The sequence below is a fragment of the uncultured Eudoraea sp. genome, assembly GCF_947260015.1.
Lineage (GTDB): Bacteria > Bacteroidota > Bacteroidia > Flavobacteriales > Flavobacteriaceae > Eudoraea.
In genome coordinates this window covers 13,572-29,706 of sequence record NZ_CAMYOM010000010.1, presented here as the reverse complement: position 1 = coordinate 29,706, position 16,135 = coordinate 13,572, and the positions used below count along the sequence as shown (strand labels likewise).

18 protein-coding genes are annotated in these 16,135 nt (G+C 37.2%); 7 read left to right on the top strand and 11 right to left on the bottom strand.

Features of this window, described 5'->3' with window-relative positions:
* Positions 1 to 9: 9 nt before the first annotated feature.
* Positions 10 to 1,821, bottom strand: a complete 1,812-nt coding sequence (locus Q0X66_RS06655) for a sodium:solute symporter family protein (protein WP_297704519.1) — start codon at positions 1,819 to 1,821, stop codon at positions 10 to 12.
* 91 nt (positions 1,822 to 1,912) lie between these two features.
* Here Q0X66_RS06655 and Q0X66_RS06650 point away from each other — a divergent pair, with 91 nt between their 5' ends.
* Positions 1,913 to 2,650 (top strand): sulfite exporter TauE/SafE family protein, encoded by a 738-nt coding sequence (locus Q0X66_RS06650; protein ID WP_297704517.1) that lies wholly within the window; start codon positions 1,913 to 1,915, stop codon positions 2,648 to 2,650.
* Here Q0X66_RS06650 and Q0X66_RS06645 read toward each other — a convergent pair.
* Positions 2,634 to 3,485, bottom strand: a complete 852-nt coding sequence (locus tag Q0X66_RS06645) for an endonuclease/exonuclease/phosphatase family protein (protein WP_297704515.1) — start codon at positions 3,483 to 3,485, stop codon at positions 2,634 to 2,636. The genes Q0X66_RS06650 and Q0X66_RS06645 overlap by 17 nt on opposite strands.
* A 253-nt stretch (positions 3,486 to 3,738) precedes the next feature.
* Here Q0X66_RS06645 and Q0X66_RS06640 point away from each other — a divergent pair, with 253 nt between their 5' ends.
* Positions 3,739 to 4,146, top strand: a complete 408-nt coding sequence (locus Q0X66_RS06640) for a TerB family tellurite resistance protein (protein WP_297704513.1) — start codon at positions 3,739 to 3,741, stop codon at positions 4,144 to 4,146.
* 131 nt (positions 4,147 to 4,277) lie between these two features.
* Here the strand turns inward: Q0X66_RS06640 and Q0X66_RS06635 are convergent, their stop codons facing one another.
* Positions 4,278 to 4,781: a hypothetical protein gene (locus tag Q0X66_RS06635; protein ID WP_297704511.1), complete on the bottom strand. Its 504-nt coding sequence runs from the start codon at positions 4,779 to 4,781 to the stop codon at positions 4,278 to 4,280.
* Between the two features lie 298 nt (positions 4,782 to 5,079).
* Between Q0X66_RS06635 and Q0X66_RS06630 the strand changes: the two genes are divergently transcribed.
* A complete protein-coding gene (locus tag Q0X66_RS06630; protein WP_297704509.1) occupies positions 5,080 to 5,787 on the top strand; it encodes a DUF6090 family protein in 708 nt (235 codons plus the stop codon).
* A gap of 60 nt (positions 5,788 to 5,847) precedes the next feature.
* Here the strand turns inward: Q0X66_RS06630 and Q0X66_RS06625 are convergent, their stop codons facing one another.
* A complete protein-coding gene (locus tag Q0X66_RS06625; RefSeq protein WP_297704507.1) occupies positions 5,848 to 6,909 on the bottom strand; it encodes a hypothetical protein in 1,062 nt (353 codons plus the stop codon).
* 192 nt (positions 6,910 to 7,101) lie between these two features.
* Here Q0X66_RS06625 and Q0X66_RS06620 point away from each other — a divergent pair, with 192 nt between their 5' ends.
* From Q0X66_RS06620 to chrA, 3 genes are all read left to right on the top strand, one after another.
* Positions 7,102 to 7,614, top strand: a complete 513-nt coding sequence (locus tag Q0X66_RS06620) for a hypothetical protein (RefSeq protein WP_297704505.1) — start codon at positions 7,102 to 7,104, stop codon at positions 7,612 to 7,614.
* Positions 7,615 to 7,695: 81 nt separating this feature from the next.
* Complete coding sequence (locus Q0X66_RS06615; RefSeq protein ID WP_297704503.1) at positions 7,696 to 9,030, top strand: Na+/H+ antiporter NhaC family protein; 1,335 nt, start codon at positions 7,696 to 7,698, stop codon at positions 9,028 to 9,030.
* A 66-nt stretch (positions 9,031 to 9,096) separates the two neighbouring features.
* Complete coding sequence (gene chrA / locus Q0X66_RS06610; protein WP_297704501.1) at positions 9,097 to 10,218, top strand: chromate efflux transporter; 1,122 nt, start codon at positions 9,097 to 9,099, stop codon at positions 10,216 to 10,218.
* On the opposite strand, the gene Q0X66_RS06605 is transcribed toward chrA, so the two are convergent.
* From Q0X66_RS06605 to Q0X66_RS06575, 7 genes are all read right to left on the bottom strand, one after another.
* Positions 10,219 to 12,375 carry a peptidase domain-containing ABC transporter gene (locus Q0X66_RS06605; RefSeq protein ID WP_297704499.1) on the bottom strand — a complete coding sequence of 719 codons (2,157 nt, stop codon included), beginning with the start codon at positions 12,373 to 12,375 and terminating at the stop codon, positions 10,219 to 10,221.
* Between the two features lie 126 nt (positions 12,376 to 12,501).
* Entirely contained in the window at positions 12,502 to 12,654 is a 153-nt protein-coding gene (locus Q0X66_RS06600) for a bacteriocin (protein ID WP_297704497.1), read from the bottom strand.
* 124 nt (positions 12,655 to 12,778) lie between these two features.
* Positions 12,779 to 13,513, bottom strand: a complete 735-nt coding sequence (locus tag Q0X66_RS06595) for a CPBP family glutamic-type intramembrane protease (RefSeq protein ID WP_297704495.1) — start codon at positions 13,511 to 13,513, stop codon at positions 12,779 to 12,781.
* A 194-nt stretch (positions 13,514 to 13,707) separates the two neighbouring features.
* Positions 13,708 to 13,866 carry a hypothetical protein gene (locus tag Q0X66_RS06590; protein WP_297704493.1) on the bottom strand — a complete coding sequence of 53 codons (159 nt, stop codon included), beginning with the start codon at positions 13,864 to 13,866 and terminating at the stop codon, positions 13,708 to 13,710.
* Between the two features lie 42 nt (positions 13,867 to 13,908).
* Positions 13,909 to 14,067 carry a hypothetical protein gene (locus Q0X66_RS06585; RefSeq protein ID WP_297704491.1) on the bottom strand — a complete coding sequence of 53 codons (159 nt, stop codon included), beginning with the start codon at positions 14,065 to 14,067 and terminating at the stop codon, positions 13,909 to 13,911.
* Positions 14,068 to 14,088: 21 nt separating this feature from the next.
* Positions 14,089 to 14,241: a hypothetical protein gene (locus tag Q0X66_RS06580; protein ID WP_297704489.1), complete on the bottom strand. Its 153-nt coding sequence runs from the start codon at positions 14,239 to 14,241 to the stop codon at positions 14,089 to 14,091.
* Positions 14,242 to 14,351: 110 nt separating this feature from the next.
* A complete protein-coding gene (locus Q0X66_RS06575; RefSeq protein WP_297704487.1) occupies positions 14,352 to 15,521 on the bottom strand; it encodes an HlyD family efflux transporter periplasmic adaptor subunit in 1,170 nt (389 codons plus the stop codon).
* Positions 15,522 to 15,738: 217 nt separating this feature from the next.
* On the opposite strand from Q0X66_RS06575, the gene Q0X66_RS06570 reads away from it, so the two are divergent.
* Complete coding sequence (locus Q0X66_RS06570; RefSeq protein WP_297704485.1) at positions 15,739 to 16,086, top strand: VOC family protein; 348 nt, start codon at positions 15,739 to 15,741, stop codon at positions 16,084 to 16,086.
* The last annotated feature ends 49 nt before the right edge of the window (positions 16,087 to 16,135 follow it).

The window sequence follows — 16,135 nt, the reverse complement described above, 5'->3', positions numbered from 1 at the left end:
TTCATCGTACTACAATATATTTTCTTTCATCCGATTCCAGACGCGAGCCAATAAGGTTCCCGAAACAATTGCTATTACCGTTAATATCGTGGCCAGTTTAGTTTCCCCATAAATCCAATATCCAGTAGCAAACATACAGGTATAAATAAGCACACAACCCAAAAGCATCGCAGAAATTCCTTGCGGAACACTCCACTTCTCGTTAGGATCGGAAATTACAACCCCATCGGTGTTTGCATCTTTAATAACCCTACTCCAGCCAGGGCCTCCGGGTTGAATTTTTTTATAGAAATTCCTAAGAACAGTTTTTGATTCGGGCTGAGTCATAAAAGTGGCAGCCAGCCAAATGATTGTGGTCGCCAAAACAACAAAAATATACTCAGACCAGTCCGGAAAAACGCCGGTTTCTGCGGCAAATAAAAATGGCCCCACGGCGGTAAGCTTAAGAATAATAGATATTATTCCGGAAGCAAACATTGCGGTAATCTCACTCCAGGCATTAATTCGCCACCAAAACCACCTTAGAATAAATATTAAACCAGTGCCCGCACCAAAAACTAATAATATTTCAAATAATTGAAGTGCATTTTGCAGAAGCAAAGCGAGAAGAGCACTAAGTACCATAAGGCCAACAGTAGACAAACGCCCAATCGCAACTAACCTTTTTTCTGAAGCATTGGGATTGATCTGCTGTTTGTAAAAATCAAAAACTATATAAGATGATCCCCAGTTTAACTGAGTAGAAATAGTACTCATGTAGGCAGCAATCAAAGAAGCCAAAACTAAACCAAGCAACCCGCTGGGTAGTTTTGTAAGCATAGCCGAATAAGCTAAATCATGTCCTAATTTATCATCTGCCACGTTTGGGAATGCTTCATGAATACTGGCTATATCCGGATAAACTACCAATGAAGCCAAAGCTACAAGAATCCAAGGCCAGGGCCTTAAGGCGTAATGCATAATATTAAAGAAAAATGTTGCGCCAATAGCATGGTTTTCATTCTTTGCAGCCAGCATTCTTTGCGCTATATAACCTCCACCACCGGGTTCAGCCCCCGGGTACCATGAACTCCACCATTGTACTGCAAGAGGTATAATAAAAAGTGTGATCAAAGCCTGTTTGTTGCTGAAATCTGGCAGAATAGAGAGTTTGTCCGCCACATTTTCATTAGCCATAAGTGCTTGTATTCCTCCAACTTCGGGTAAATTCACCAGATAATATGCTGCACCAATTGCGCCTCCCATTGCAACAAAAAACAATAAGAAATCTGTATAAACAACACCTTTAAATCCACCTAATGCACTAAAAGTTACAGTAATTAATCCGGCACTTATTACAGTTTGCCAGGGTTCTAACCCAAGCATTATTCCGCCAATTTTAATTGCTGCCAGGGTAACCGCAGACATTGTGATTACATTAAAAATAACCCCGAGGTAAACAGCGCGAAACTTTCTTAAAAATTTTGCCGGAGCTCCGCCATAACGTAATTCATAAAATTCAAGATCCGTATTTACATTAGATTTTCTCCATAGTTTGGCATAAACAAATACTGTTAACAGCCCGGTAATAAGAAATGCCCACCAAACCCAATTTCCGGAAACGCCGTTCGTCCTTACAATATCGGTAACCAGATTTGGAGTATCTGTAGAAAATGTGGTTGCCACCATAGAAAGTCCCAATAACCACCAGGGCATAGTCCTTCCGGATAAGAAAAATTCTGACGTACTCTTTCCTGATTTTTTGGAAACAAGAATCCCGATAAGCAGAACAACTGAGAAAAATACAATTATAAACGAGTAGTCTAAAGTGCTTAATTCCATGGTTTGGTTTTGGTTGTGCGTAAAGATATTATTTTTTAGGATACATTTGTTTTTTGTTCTTTATTCCTATTAATCTCTTTTAACTCCTATATTGGAAATTACCACCACCTCCTGGATATTGGCATTTTCAGCTTCGGTAATTCTGGGGATTTCTAAAGCAGGACTTAAAGGTATCGCCATAGTTATTGTTACCCTTATGGCACTCGCTTTTGGAGCCAGGGAATCTACAGGACTAATTGTGCCTTTGCTTCTGGTTGGTGATGTTTTTGCTGTAATTTATTACAACAGACACGCACAATGGAAATATATTTTGCGATTTCTACCCTGGATGATTTTAGGATTGTTAACAGGGGTCCTGATTGGAAAAAACCTTCCCGAAGAGACATTTAAATTTGGAATGTCAGGCATTATTCTGCTTAGTGTAATTCTTATGTATTGGTGGGATCTGCGAAAATCTAAATCGGTTCCGGCACATTGGGGGTTTGGCGGATTTATGGGAGTGATGGCAGGCATTACAACCATGATAGGAAATTTGGCCGGAGCTTTTTCAAATATTTATTTTTTGGCCATGCGACTCCCCAAAAACGTATTTATAGGCACAGCAGCGTGGCTGTTTCTGATTATAAATGTCATAAAGCTACCTTTTCACATTTTTGTCTGGAAAACTATTAGTTGGGAAACATTGGTAATAGATTTAAAGCTAGTCCCCGGAATCATATTAGGGCTATTTATTGGTGTACGCTTAGTTAAAATTATTCGTGAAAATTTTTACAGGAAATTGATCCTGGTTTTAACAGCTATAGGAGCCATCCTCATTCTGTTTCGGTAATAGACAATTTAGCGAGAACAGGAAAATGATCTGATGGATATCTTAAGTCCTTGGAATCACTCAAAATAGCATATTTAAGAAGCTGAAATCCTTTTTTGGAAATGAATATATAATCAATCCTTCGCGTTATGGGTTCTAAAAAATTAAACCCGTTAAACGTTCCTTCAGGGCCAAAAGCCTTATCCCCGGCAAGCAGATGGCCATCCTGCATAGCACTGGAGAGTACTAAAATGCTGGGGTGATCCGGTTCCAGGTTAAAATCACCTGTTAGTATTACGGGATAATCCTGCTTATTTAATTCTTGTATTCTTTCAATGATTAAGAATACACTTTCTTTTCTAGCTTCTTCTCCTTTGTGGTCAAAATGCGTATTGAATACCCAAAAGTTATGAGCTCCGCTTTTGGTTTTAAATAGTCCATAGGTGCATACACGTTTTATGGCTGCATCCCATCCTTTTGAGGGTATTTCAGGCGTTTCGGAAAGCCAGAAGGTGTTTTCTTCCAGTAATTCCAACTTATCCTGATTATAAAAAATTGCGGAAAACTCGCCATTTTTAACTCCGTCTTCTCTACCTTTTCCAATATAGGTATATCCGGGCATTCGATCCTTTATTTCTACGAGCTGATGCAGCAACCCTTCCTGAATTCCAAAAACCTCGGGTTCATGAAAGTTGAGTTGACCAATTAAAAAGTCCTTTCTATTATCCCAACGATTCAGGCTATCAGAAGATACATCCAAACGGATATTATAGGTAATTACGGTAATGCTCTGGGCTTCCAAATTTAGTGCCATAAGCAACAATAATATCAGGAATAGAATGGTTTTTCGTGTCATAATACAATACATATGTTTTACCCCTGGTTAAAAATCGTTTATCTGGAATAAGTGTTTCAACTTTTAACGATTTCCCTAATCACCGGAAGGTTAATTTTATTAAGCGATACTAAAAACCTGTTTAATGTAGCCTCAGGTTAGTTGATTGAAAGTCTATTTAGAATGGAATTTTACAAAGAGTAATTAAAAGATAAGGTACAAAACCTTTTTTAATTATGCTTGCTATAGGAAAGCAGTTAAAAAGGATGTAGGAATGACATTTTTTAATTACCTTGTATATAATATTCTATTAACAGAGAATCATCATATCAATTTTAGAAAAGAAATAATGAATTTTAATTTAGCAGAAAAATTAGCCATAGTAAAAGCCATTGATGAGGTTATTCTGGTAGACGGAAAAGTTGATAAACGTGAAATTGACTTCCTTACTCAATTAATGGATATTCTAAAATTTGACCGTGTTCTCATAGAAGAAGCCAGGAAAATTACCGCTAAAGAATGTATACAAGTCCTTAAGGCCATGCCAAACAATAAAAAACACGCACTAGGAGTGATGTTGAGTGAGATGGCCAACGCCGACGGAGAGTTTAATGAGGATGAATACCGACTTATTTTTAATCTTTTACTGGAAGCCGGTATTGATATTGAATCTGCACTTTAATAGGCAGATCGCTTGACCTTGATAACAGAACGAATTATAATATATAAAAATCCGACTTTTCGTAAAAAGTCGGATTTTCTATTAGGAAATACACTCAAGCACTTAATATGCTCAAAATATGGGATGTTTTCCTAAAATTCTTTAATAAGATCAGCGGTATCATACCATTCTGCCTGATGTACAATTTTGCCTTCTTCGTTAAAAAAGTAAACAGCATAATATTTTAATCTGGAGTCATTTCCCGTTTCAGCATTGATAGACTTCCAAAGTCCATAAACCCGGACATCTCCATTGGGTTTTTGATCCTCTCCCAGGCCAGCAAAATACTGTGCATCGGTTAGTTCTTTGTTGTTATACGCTTTCATAAAACCTTTCATAGCCTCTTCCCATGTGGCTCTTGGTAAGGAGTCGCTACCAACACTGGGTGGTGACCAAATAAAATTATCGGTAACATACTTACCAAAATTAAGGGAGTCATTGTTAGAAAATGCCTCCAGGAAAGCCTTGGTGGTTTCAACATTCTTATGGAATTTTTCCATATTCGGATCAGGCATTGGCGCCTCTGGCTCCTGTACTTTTTCCTGGCAACTGGCCATAAGTACGATAGTCGTAAATAAAAGAATAGCTTTTTTCATGTGTTTCATTAATTGGTTAATCGTTATAAATAACTCCTCCATTGAGGGATTGCACTACAAGAATATAACTTTTAAAGGTGCCATTATTCATAAGGTGGACGAATACCGATTTTTATTGTCCGAACGCAGTACTTTTTTTACCATAGTAAAATATTCTGCTATAATATTTCATTATTCCTGATTTTGTTAGATCGGTCAATAAATTGAAACAAGCTAATAAATCTTCGGTTCCACAGAATTCTTTAATAAATTCAGAACGATTATCTTTCAGCTGATTATCTCAAAATACAAAAGAAAAATGAAATTATTTCAGGCAATTAGGCGGCAACTGATTCAAGAAAGCAATGTGAAAAAATATCTGTTATATGCAATTGGTGAAATTTTATTGGTAATGATTGGTATTACCCTGGCTTTTCAGGTTGATAACTGGAATGATAACCGGGAGAAAAAAATTGAAGAGATAAGAACTTATGAGAATATCAGGGAACAAATACTTGGGGATAAGGAACATATTCAAGGTCAGATAGATTATAACAATCGCTTCCTGGTTCAATTTGAATATGCACGTAAGATAGTTATGGAAAATGACCGCATACAAATGGATACCCTTGCCTCCATAATTGCAAAACTTACCAGTTATTCCGATTATGATCGCGAAGGAAATATTTACGAGACTATGGTAAACAGCGGTAAAATACAATTATTGCGTAACCAAGATATCGTTAATCACATTCGTCTTTTGGAACAACGCTATAATTATGTTAACCGGATGGAGAATATTCATTATGATGTAATAATGGGTCACGTAGCTCCTGGAATAACTCCTTCAATCAATTTTAGTACTACTGAAATTGTTATGCCAGAACGCATTTTTAACAATGAGTTTCAAAACCTCATCTTTTTACTAGTGAAGATCATGCATGAAAAAGACAATACCTACAAAACTGCTTCAGATGAAATTGATAAAATCACGGCATTAATTGATGAGGAACTCAATAAGGGTTAAGGATACTACATTTTCGAAAAAATAGGGAACCTCTCACAATTGAGGGATTCAAACTTGTATTTAATTAACCCTGCTGCGGTTAACTATATTCCTCTCAAATTTTTTGTCATCTTCCAGAATTTCAAAAAATTCCCTAATAAATTCTTTTACTTTACGAAATTGATTAGGATCACGGAAATAGTTTTGTAAACTATCTATAGTGGAGAATATTTGCATTTCATGACCTAAATAGGTTTGCCTTACCTCTTGAAATACGGCTTTATCACGATTATAACCTTTGTAAGCACGTTGTGTAACATGGTCTATTTGAGTTGGTATATTCTGGATATTTGACACCGCTGAGTAATGGGTATTCACCAGCCCCGACATATCAAAATCATAGGGAACCGCAATAATTTTATCATCAACAAAGAGCAGTCGCTGATTGTGTTGAACCCTTGCAGAATAATCTGTGTTTCCGATTAAATATTCAAAAAATGCATTTTCCACCGCAAATGTAGCATCGTGTTGTAATGGGTGGATCTCCCTTTTTATCTGTTTCCCGTTCACTCGTTTTGCTACATTATCAATATCTTCAATTAGAAAACCTTTGATCTGGTGTTTCTTAGTTCGCTGTCCCTTCTCTTCATGAAATTCAAGCTCCAATAATCTGGTTTTAAAATGGTAGGGGGAAATATCTTCATATAATTTGTAGGCTAAATACTCTTTTATAACATAGTCATTGCCATTTCTTCCCTCTAAACAGGGAAGCACAACCTTAAGTTTTTTGTTTCCCTGAAAGAGCGTTCCTTTTGTTGCTGATTTTTTTAGTTTGATTCGCAATGGAACGTAATAACAGTTGTCCCTTCTAAAATTACCCCTGGCTCTGAGTTGAATATTCATTGAATCCCATTCTGTATTCGCATCCTTGTACCATAGCATTGACTTTACATAAGTGCTGTCGTTGGTGTTTTTCCTTAAGTTTTTGCCGGAGAACTTTAGTTTTAATTGCAGTTGTTCCTGATTTTTAAAAAGCTTCGTAGTTTCTTTAATTGTACTTGCACTGCTGTCCTGTTGCGAAAATACTACGTAGCCCAAAAGCATATGAAGAAATAGAAAAAGAAGTACTGCAGGACTTTTCATAATGTAGATTACGGTCCTAATAAATATAATCATTTAATTTTCATCCTTGTATGGCTCTGAAGTTCCTATACCAAATGCTTTCACTTCCAAATGAAAAACAAAAATCTTTCCTCAAACTTTTATCGGCAACCTGCGCGAACAAAATTTATTATTGCTAACTTTCCTGCCTAAAACAACCTAAAAATCAACATTATGAGAATTCTATTTTTTTATCTGTGTTTTGCTCTTATTTTAGTGGGATGCAAAACCGAAGTTGACAATTCTGCCAACGAAGCTTTTGAAGCAAATTCAAAAACCGTATTGGCTAATTTAGAGGGGTTTCAAAATGAAAATTTGGATTATTCTATGTACGCCAAAGAATTTTCCTTGCTGGAAACTGCCTTTGGAGCTGAAAAAGATTCCATTACCCTGGATGAAATGATAGCAAACGACAAGCAAATGTGGGAAACATTTGATTTTAAAATGTTAACTTATCCCCCCGTTTTATTGCCTGGAGTTAACGCGGATACAAAAATGCCAGATGGTTCCGTTCGCCATTACAGTGTCTGGGAAGTGACAATGCCTGAGACAGATTCAACCGAAGCCAAAACCGGCGCTTTTAAATTGTATGAGTCTTTCGATTTTGATGCAGATGGTAAAATCTTAACGCAACAGGTTTACGGAGATTTTACAGGATTGATGATGTACCTAACCAGCAATAATTAATTTTTTCCTGTTTAGGAAGCTAAACAAGTCTTCATTTTCTTTTGAGGGCTTGTTTTTTTATTCCTAAAACGTTCCAACTAAATGAAAAAGTTTCCGAACGCCCTTGTTATCATGATAGGGTTTATTTTATTTTCCGCTGTATTAACCTATATTGTTCCTCAGGGTGAATACGAAAGAATCATTAATCCAGATACTAACCAGACAAAGGTTGTTCCAGGTTCTTTCGAGCAAATAGAAGCTCCGTCGGTTTCTGTTTTTGATATCTTATTATCCATTCCTGAGGGGTTTATTGCCAGGGCAGATTTAATAGCACTGATTTTATTAATCGGAGCAAGTTTTTTTGTTATTGAAAAAACGGGTGCTCTAAAAGATGGTATTGAATATCTAACCATGCTTTTAAATGGCAGGGAAGAAGTGGCTTTAATTGTAGTATCGCTGGCTTTTCTAACAGGCGGTGCATTAAGTGGACTTCAGGAAGAAATAATTGCCATGACACCCGTGCTTTTATATCTGTCATCCCGTATGGGCTACAATTCTTTTGTGGCGGTAGCAATAAGCTACGGCTCGGCTATATTAGGTGCAGCATTCAGTCCTATCAACCCTTTTGCGGTAGTTATCGCCCAAAAAGAGACGAATCTGGAATTTTTATCAGGCAGTGGTTTTCGTTTGGTGGTGATGGCGATTGCATTTTGTATTTGGATGTTTATGGTGATCAGATATGCCAATAAAAATAAGGTAGTAAAAGAGGATCAGCACATATTTGAAAAAAAGAATCTAAACCTCAGAAGCACGCTTATCCTGGGATTGGTGGCACTGGCATTTGTTATATTAATTGTAGGTATCCTGAATTACAATTGGGGTTTTAATGAAATGTCTGCCGAGTTTTTTGTGATAGGCATATTGGTAGGTTTAATTGGAAAACTGGGGTTAAACGGCACAAGCGAAGCCTATATTGAAGGTTTTCAAGCCATGATCTTTGCCTCTATGATTTTGGGGTTATCCAGCAGTATTTCCATTATCCTTGAGCGGGGAATGATCATAGATACGCTAATCTACGGACTGTTCACCCCTATGCAGTATTTACCTACCAGTCTGTCTGCTATTTCCATGATGGTCTCGCAGTCATTACTTCATTTAGTTGTTCCCAGTTATTCGGGCCAGGCCGTTTTAACGATGCCTATACTGGCACCTTTGTCAGACTTAATAGGGCTTTCCAGACAGGTTTGTGTGTTGGCCTATCAGTATGGCGCGGTGATGACAGATCTGATTATACCCACTAACGGAGGGCTTATGGCCGTTCTTGCAATTGCGGGAATCCCCTTTGATAAATGGTTCAAATTTGCTATCAAACTAGTATTGGTTATCTTGACCATTGGCGCTATTGCCATTGTAGTTGCTATATCTATAAACCTGTAGATCAAAACTACTATTTTAACAAGCTAAAAAAATCAAGATAAAACAAAGAATTGAACGGAATTTAAAATGTCCCATAGAAAAGAACTTACAGAAATTGCCAAACTGTTTTTTAAGTTAGGGAGCATTGCTTTTGGTGGTCCTGCGGCCCACATTGCAATGATGGAAGATGAAGTTGTTACCAAAAGAAAGTGGATGACACAAGAACACTTTCTGGATCTTGTCGGGGCAACAAATTTAATTCCGGGACCTAATTCAACAGAAATGACCATGCATTGCGGACACGAGCGTGCCGGTTGGAAAGGTTTATTTGTTGCAGGTATCTGTTTTATTTTCCCCGCGGTTGTCATCACTTCAATTTTTGCCTGGCTCTATCAGCAATATGGACAATTACCAAAAGTTGAACCATTTATTTATGGTATTAAACCTGCCGTTATAGCAATTATTTTAATGGCTGCTTTCCGGCTTGGGAAAAAAGCGATTAAAAATTCAGAACTCGCAATTTTAGGAGTAGTTACTGTTACTTTCTGTCTTTTAGGCGGCAATGAAATTATAGCCCTTTTTGGTTGTGGAGTACTTGGTTTGGCTATTTACTATATCAGGAAAAACATAGCCAATATATACAGTATCGTTCCATTCCTGCTTTTTCAGGCAACAGAACCACTAAAAACAGGAACTCTAAAAATCTTTCTGGTTTTTTTAAAAGTGGGCGCTATTTTATATGGTAGTGGCTATGTTTTATTTGCTTTTCTCGATACAGAATTGGTTGCAAGCGGTTGGCTTAGCAGGCAAGCCTTGATTGATGCTGTTGCAGTTGGACAAATTACACCGGGACCTGTGTTATCTACAGCCACCTTTATTGGTTGGCAAATGAATGGTGTTACAGGAGCAATTGCTGCTACCATAGGAATTTTTCTTCCTTCATTTCTTTTCGTTCTGATTTTAAATCCATTAATCCCCAAAATGCGAAAGTCAAAAATAATCGGAGCATTTTTAGATGCCGTAAATGTTGCGGCCGTAGCATTGATCGTTGCAGTATGTATTACAATGGGAAGAGACACCCTGACTGATTGGCGAACTATTTTAATCGCCCTTGTTAGTTTACTAGTAGTTTTCGTCTTCAAGAAACTGAACAGCGCGTTTATTGTTCTAGGTGGAGCACTATTTGGATATTTATTAAGCTTTCTATAATTATACGGCTACCGGCATTTGTTGTTCCCACAATTGATAATAATGACCTCTTGCGTGGTATAGGAAACTATGGGAGCCCTCCTCCAGTACTTTCCCATGATGCAGCACCACGATTTTATCCGCATTAATTACCGTACTCAGTCTATGAGCAATAAGTACAATGGTTTTGTTAGCTTCTCTAAGGCTTGCAATAGCCCTTTGGACATAATTTTCTGAAGTGCTATCCAGGGAGGAAGTTGCCTCATCCAACACTAAAACTTCAGGTTCTTTGTATAGTGCCCTGGCAATAGCTAGCCGTTGTTTTTGTCCGCCGGAGAGAGTAGCCCCATTCTCACCCAGATAGGTATTAAATCCGTTGGGTAGGTTTTCTATAAAATCCAGAATACCAATCCTCTTACAGATAAGAGTAATCCTTTCCATTTCCGGGGCAAATTCACCCACGGCAATATTATCTATCACATTCCCTGCAAACAAATCAATCTTTTGAGGCACTACAGAAACCACATCCCTGAGACTTGTATTATCGGCATATTTCAGATCAATTTCCCCTATGGAAATAGTTCCTTTTTGAATGAGATATAGGTTTTGCAATAATGATATTAATGTAGATTTCCCAGAACCACTTTCTCCTATAATGGCTGTAATCTTACCCTGAGGGATCGTCAGGTTTAAGTTTTTAAAGACCTCTACCCTTGTGCCGTATCTGAAGGCAACCTTCTTAAAATGAATGTCGCCGAGAATTTCCTTTCTGAGCAGGATTTTGTTTTCCGTTTGTTCCCTTTCCAAATCCATGATCTCAAATAACCTGTCTGCCGCTATCAGCGCATTTTGTATTTCCCTGTTAGCACTAATCAGGCTTGCCACCGGCCCGGTAAAATAACCCACAATGGCATAAAAAGACATTAGCTCTCCCGGGGTAATTTCTCGTTGTACCACAAAGTAAGTACCGCTCCATAAAAGGATGATGGTAAACAATTTGGAAATGGAACCACTACTAGTGGATGAGAAAACCGAATTTAATGCTGAATTGTATCCGGTTTTTAAAAGACTTATAAATTTGGTTTCGGTCTTTATATTGGCAAAACTTTCCAGTCCAAATCGCTTTATGGTTCCAACGGCATTCAGAGATTCTACAAGCTGACTTTCCAGTTCCGCTGATTTTTCCATGATCTTCCTTTCCGTTTTCCTGTTTAGCCTGTTAACTATAAAATAGACCCCTGCATAGACCGGAACTACCGTTAGCATAATAAATGCCAGTTTCCAATAAAAGGAAAACATGAGGGCAAACGAAAAGAAAATGATAAGCACGTTTACGGTTAGGTTTAGTGATACCCCATTAATAAAGGCCCTTATTTTTACGGCATCATTTATACGGGAAATGATCTCCCCTACCCGCATGGTATCAAAAAACTGCTGTGGTAGTTTTAAAAGGTGCTTGTAGTAGCCCAGGATAAGGCGTACATCTATCTGCTGACCACTTTTTATCAAAAAAACATCCTTAAATATGCCAATTAACAGCTGAAGTAAAAGTAGTGCCACCATAATGACACTTAATAAATTCAATAGCCTGGTATTCCCTCCTACAAAAACAAAATCGGTTAATTTTTGAATATATATAGCCGTGGAAAATCCTAAAAGCGTATACACCACAGCTCCTGCCAATGCCTGTAGCAGCACCCATTTATGTGGCTTTAAAAGAAACCAGAAACGCTTGTAGACTGAGACTTTTTCATTGCCCCCCACAAAATTCTCTTCTGGCTCAAGAATCACTAAAACACCTGTCCATTCTTTTCTGAATTCTTCATGACTTTTTTTAAGGAGTTTCCCATAAGCGGGGTCCATGATGGTAATGTGCGTTTTGGTCAGATCATAAATTACCACATAATGATGCAATACCTCTTTCACTATAATATGTGCAATAGCAGGCTTAGGTATTTTAAAAAGGCTGTCAAAATCTCCACGCACGCCTTTGGCTTCAAAGCCCAGTTTTTGAGCTGCTTCCAAAAGACCAAGTACATTAGTGCCTTTTTTATCGGTGCCTGCATATTGCCTGATCCGGGCAATGGGTAGTTGCAGGTGGTAATATGCTGCAACAGAAGCCAGGCAGGCTGCGCCGCAATCTGTGATGTCGTGTTGCTTATTGGTTATTCTGGCCATACTTGGAAATTGTAATGGAACAATTTAGTGTGACTGGCTGCAGAAGGGTTGCAAATTGCATTTTAATTAAAACAAAAAAACGCCTCATTAAATGAGGCGTTTTCTAAATAATACTCTTCTAAACCTTTAATATAAAAAACAATGCCTAAAATGATAATAGGCTGCATTTTTTAGAGCATCCATTAATTTTACACCTAAATCGTGTCCATTGTTATAATCTTTTTTTGTGCCTCCATTAATTTTTTGAAGATCCTTTGTGTTTAATTCTATAGTTTTCATTTTTTCTATTTGTTATAATTAAGTAAGCATTAATAAATTAAACCTTCAGTGCGCACTGAGATGATTCATTTCTGCTAATATGATTGCATTCCCGGCATAAACTTTGCACTTAACTATCGATTTATTAAAGGACAGATAAAGTGGGCAAGATATTATTAATGCCATGAAATAGGCAAGAATAAATAAAGCCGTATTTAATTCTAATATAACCGCCTATTGTGCCACCCAATAACTGAGGAAAAGTAAGTAATGGGAAAAACAGGAATTTATTAAAAGTTAATTCAGTAAACTCTAAATGAAGTAATGCAAAAACAATTATAGTCGTATAATAAATCCATCTAAAATTTGTATTCCAAAATTTTAAAAAATAGGTGAAATATTTATTAGCAAAAAAATAGGTGATCAACGCAAATAGAGCTGATATAAGAATTCTTTCCAGTACATAATTATCAATATCTAAATGGCCAATCCCAAAACCCAATTTAGAAGCAAGGACATATGTCAAAAGGAAAACGGATATTGTAATATATAATGGTTTAAAAACAAGTGACAATCTAAATATTGCTTCCTCCAGGAAAGGTCCGAATAGTAAGGCATATAGCATAAAATTTAGAGGTGATAGTTTATTTCTTATAGCTACTACCGGAGGCTCACCTAATTCTACCCACGTCGTTACTACAATAATCCATAGTAACAGAAAAAATAACTTGATCAAATAAAATATGAAGACAGATTTAAGGTTCTTTTTGACATCATTAGATCTGCTCAATTTGTTATCAGGATTCTTTACGAAATTGACTATTGCTTTAATCTTTTGAACAATTACTTCTTTACCGAAGTTTTTACTTTGATTCTTCATAGAGTAAGGAGAATTTAATAAAAAATTAAATTATTTGAACTTTGATTTCACACCTTGGCTTTCATATTGAGATCTATACTTGAATTGACCCATTGGCAATGATCCTAAAAAACTTTTATAATGAGCAAGAAGACTGGCACGTCAAAAAAGTCACCCCAAATATGAAGAGTGACTTTTTACCGCCTGTAAACGTATTAACCATTAAAAAGACCAAAAGCCCATGAAACTATATCGCCAAAGGTTTGAAAACCGTGACGAAGATGGTCTCCAACCGCATGGCCAAAATTGTAGTCGCTTTTGACTCCGCCATTGATTCCTATTGTTTCATCAAATCTTAAATATTCTAATTCCATTTTTATTTCATTTTAAAAGTTATAATAATCAAATCAAATTCTCTAATGTCGCGCAACTCCATTAATCCCATCCCAAAATCCATGGACAAAATCAAAACCTCTCCCGGCCATATCACCTGCCATAAAAGCTGCTATTTCATACCAGGCAGCCTTATAACCGCCCACTATTTTTTTCAATTCATTTTTATCTAAATTTCTCATTTTCTTTATGGTTTTATTAAATTAAAAATAATCCGTTCCATTTTTAAATCCTTTCCACCAGGCACTGGCAGACCTACCCGCTACAATGGCAGCGTTTATTATAAACCCAGGAGGTGCGCCAATTAGCATTCCCCCTTCTGTGTTTTTTAATTCGTATAAAGTCAATTCTTCCATCTTTTTTAATTTTTAATTACACATTTAGTTATAAACCCTCCATTGCGCACCTGGATGATTTGTTCTCAGCTAAATTCACGATATTCCCCGCATAACACTTGCATGAACATTTAAAATTCTGGAGGAGTGACAGAATTATTAGACGGATTTAACCAATCGTCCATTTTATCATACAGTAATTCAAACAGGCTTCGCCTGCTCAACTTAAAATGGGCATTTAAGGTCATCCCTTTTTTAAGGTTTCCCTTAAATCCGTTTTTTAGCAGAAGGTATTTCTGGTCAAGGCTACAACGCACCTTAAAGACAGATTGCTCTTCCAGAAATTCTATGTCTTTCCCTATCTCAATAACTCGCCCCGACGCCAGGCCCCATTGGTTGTAGTTGTAAGCGTCAATCTGGAAGTTGGTGCGGTCCTGTTCTTTGATCAGACCTATGTCTGACGGACTCACATAGCACTCTACCAACAAAGAGGTGTTGGGAGATATTTGAGCCAGTACGGAACCCGCATTAACAAAATTACCGGCATCCTGCTGCTGTACATTTAACAAGGTGCCATTGGCCGGGGCTGTGATTATGTATTGGCTTTTTTGTTCCACCAGTTGGTCATCAGTAGCCTGCAACTCTTTTAGGGTATTGTTGTACCGGGTTAAATCTGCCTGCCAGGAATTTTGCTGTTGTTTCCTATGCTGCAGCAGTTCTGATAAGGCCAGGTCATAGTCTAATTTGTAATTATCATATTCTACCCGGGCTATAACCCCTTTGTTATATAGCAATTTATAGCGCTCAAAGTCTGCCTTTAGCTTTTGCATGCGAAGCTGCAGTTCTGTGCGTTTTTGAGCGTACTGCAGATATTCCTTTTGGTATTTGGCCGAAGTCAATTCTGAGAGCCTTACTTTTTTTTGATGTAAAAGCAGGCTAAGATCCTGGGTAAAGGCAAATGTCTCGCGGCTTTGAAAGGCAGAAAGACTAAGCTTCTGGTCTATCCCCTGATTCTCGAGTATTAGGAGGGTGTCTCCTTTTGTTACCTTTTTATTGTTGGCAAGGAGGCTAAAAAACACCTGACCAGAGGTTATAAGGCTTATATTAAGGCGCTCCTTATTGGGTTTAATAATGCCCCTCGCGGTAGCAACCACATCTACTTTTAAAAAGGGAAGGGTCATAAAAGACCCTAACAGCAGTACAAGGAGGAGCAGATATATGACCTTACTTTTTGTGCTGTGCTTAAACCGGTGTACTTCGGCGGTATTTTCCAGGATCTCTTTGGGAAAAACCTGTTTCATAATTCCATAGTGCTAAAAATTGATTCCTATTGCCGGAATACCGTTGGTTTAACAATATATGGGTGCAAACTGCAAAGGAGTTGCAAAACTCTAATAAGTTCTATGCCGGGTTACTGATTAAGTTTTTTATTTAATTGAATTGATGGAATAACATTAACTTTAGGCGACCGAATTACCGGGAGGGATAAAAAAAGTAAAATAGATTAAATCTGTTAAAATGGAAATAAAAGACAATCATATTAATTACGTTGAATTTAAAGCGAAAGACCTTGAAAAAATAAAGGAATTTTATACCACTTCTTTTGATTGGACTTTTACGGATTATGGACCAACTTATACAGCTTTTTCGGAAAGTGGACTTGAGGGAGGATTTGAAAAAACTGAAAATGAAATTGTAAATGGTGTATTAATTGTTTTATATCATAAAAACCTTGACCTGATAAAAAATAAAATTACAGAGGCTGGCGGTAAAATCATAAAAGATATTTTTTCTTTTCCGGGTGGTAGCAGGTTTCATTTTGTTGATCCCTCTGAAAATGAACTGGCAGTTTGGTCGGATAAATGATATCATCAAATAAAAAACTGGCTACAACAATGACTCCTATGAAAAGCCC

Coding starts and splice junctions, on each gene's coding strand:
- Q0X66_RS06655 (WP_297704519.1), bottom strand. CDS start 1,821: ATGGAATTAAGCACTTTAGACTACTCGTTTATAATTGTATTTTTCTCA.
- Q0X66_RS06645 (WP_297704515.1), bottom strand. CDS start 3,485: ATGACACGAAAAACCATTCTATTCCTGATATTATTGTTGCTTATGGCA.
- Q0X66_RS06640 (WP_297704513.1), top strand. CDS start 3,739: ATGACATTTTTTAATTACCTTGTATATAATATTCTATTAACAGAGAAT.
- Q0X66_RS06635 (WP_297704511.1), bottom strand. CDS start 4,781: ATGAAAAAAGCTATTCTTTTATTTACGACTATCGTACTTATGGCCAGT.
- Q0X66_RS06630 (WP_297704509.1), top strand. CDS start 5,080: ATGAAATTATTTCAGGCAATTAGGCGGCAACTGATTCAAGAAAGCAAT.
- Q0X66_RS06625 (WP_297704507.1), bottom strand. CDS start 6,909: ATGAAAAGTCCTGCAGTACTTCTTTTTCTATTTCTTCATATGCTTTTG.
- Q0X66_RS06620 (WP_297704505.1), top strand. CDS start 7,102: ATGAGAATTCTATTTTTTTATCTGTGTTTTGCTCTTATTTTAGTGGGA.
- Q0X66_RS06615 (WP_297704503.1), top strand. CDS start 7,696: ATGAAAAAGTTTCCGAACGCCCTTGTTATCATGATAGGGTTTATTTTA.
- chrA (WP_297704501.1), top strand. CDS start 9,097: ATGTCCCATAGAAAAGAACTTACAGAAATTGCCAAACTGTTTTTTAAG.
- Q0X66_RS06605 (WP_297704499.1), bottom strand. CDS start 12,375: ATGGCCAGAATAACCAATAAGCAACACGACATCACAGATTGCGGCGCA.
- Q0X66_RS06600 (WP_297704497.1), bottom strand. CDS start 12,654: ATGAAAACTATAGAATTAAACACAAAGGATCTTCAAAAAATTAATGGA.
- Q0X66_RS06595 (WP_297704495.1), bottom strand. CDS start 13,513: ATGAAGAATCAAAGTAAAAACTTCGGTAAAGAAGTAATTGTTCAAAAG.
- Q0X66_RS06590 (WP_297704493.1), bottom strand. CDS start 13,866: ATGGAATTAGAATATTTAAGATTTGATGAAACAATAGGAATCAATGGC.
- Q0X66_RS06585 (WP_297704491.1), bottom strand. CDS start 14,067: ATGAGAAATTTAGATAAAAATGAATTGAAAAAAATAGTGGGCGGTTAT.
- Q0X66_RS06580 (WP_297704489.1), bottom strand. CDS start 14,241: ATGGAAGAATTGACTTTATACGAATTAAAAAACACAGAAGGGGGAATG.
- Q0X66_RS06575 (WP_297704487.1), bottom strand. CDS start 15,521: ATGAAACAGGTTTTTCCCAAAGAGATCCTGGAAAATACCGCCGAAGTA.
- Q0X66_RS06570 (WP_297704485.1), top strand. CDS start 15,739: ATGGAAATAAAAGACAATCATATTAATTACGTTGAATTTAAAGCGAAA.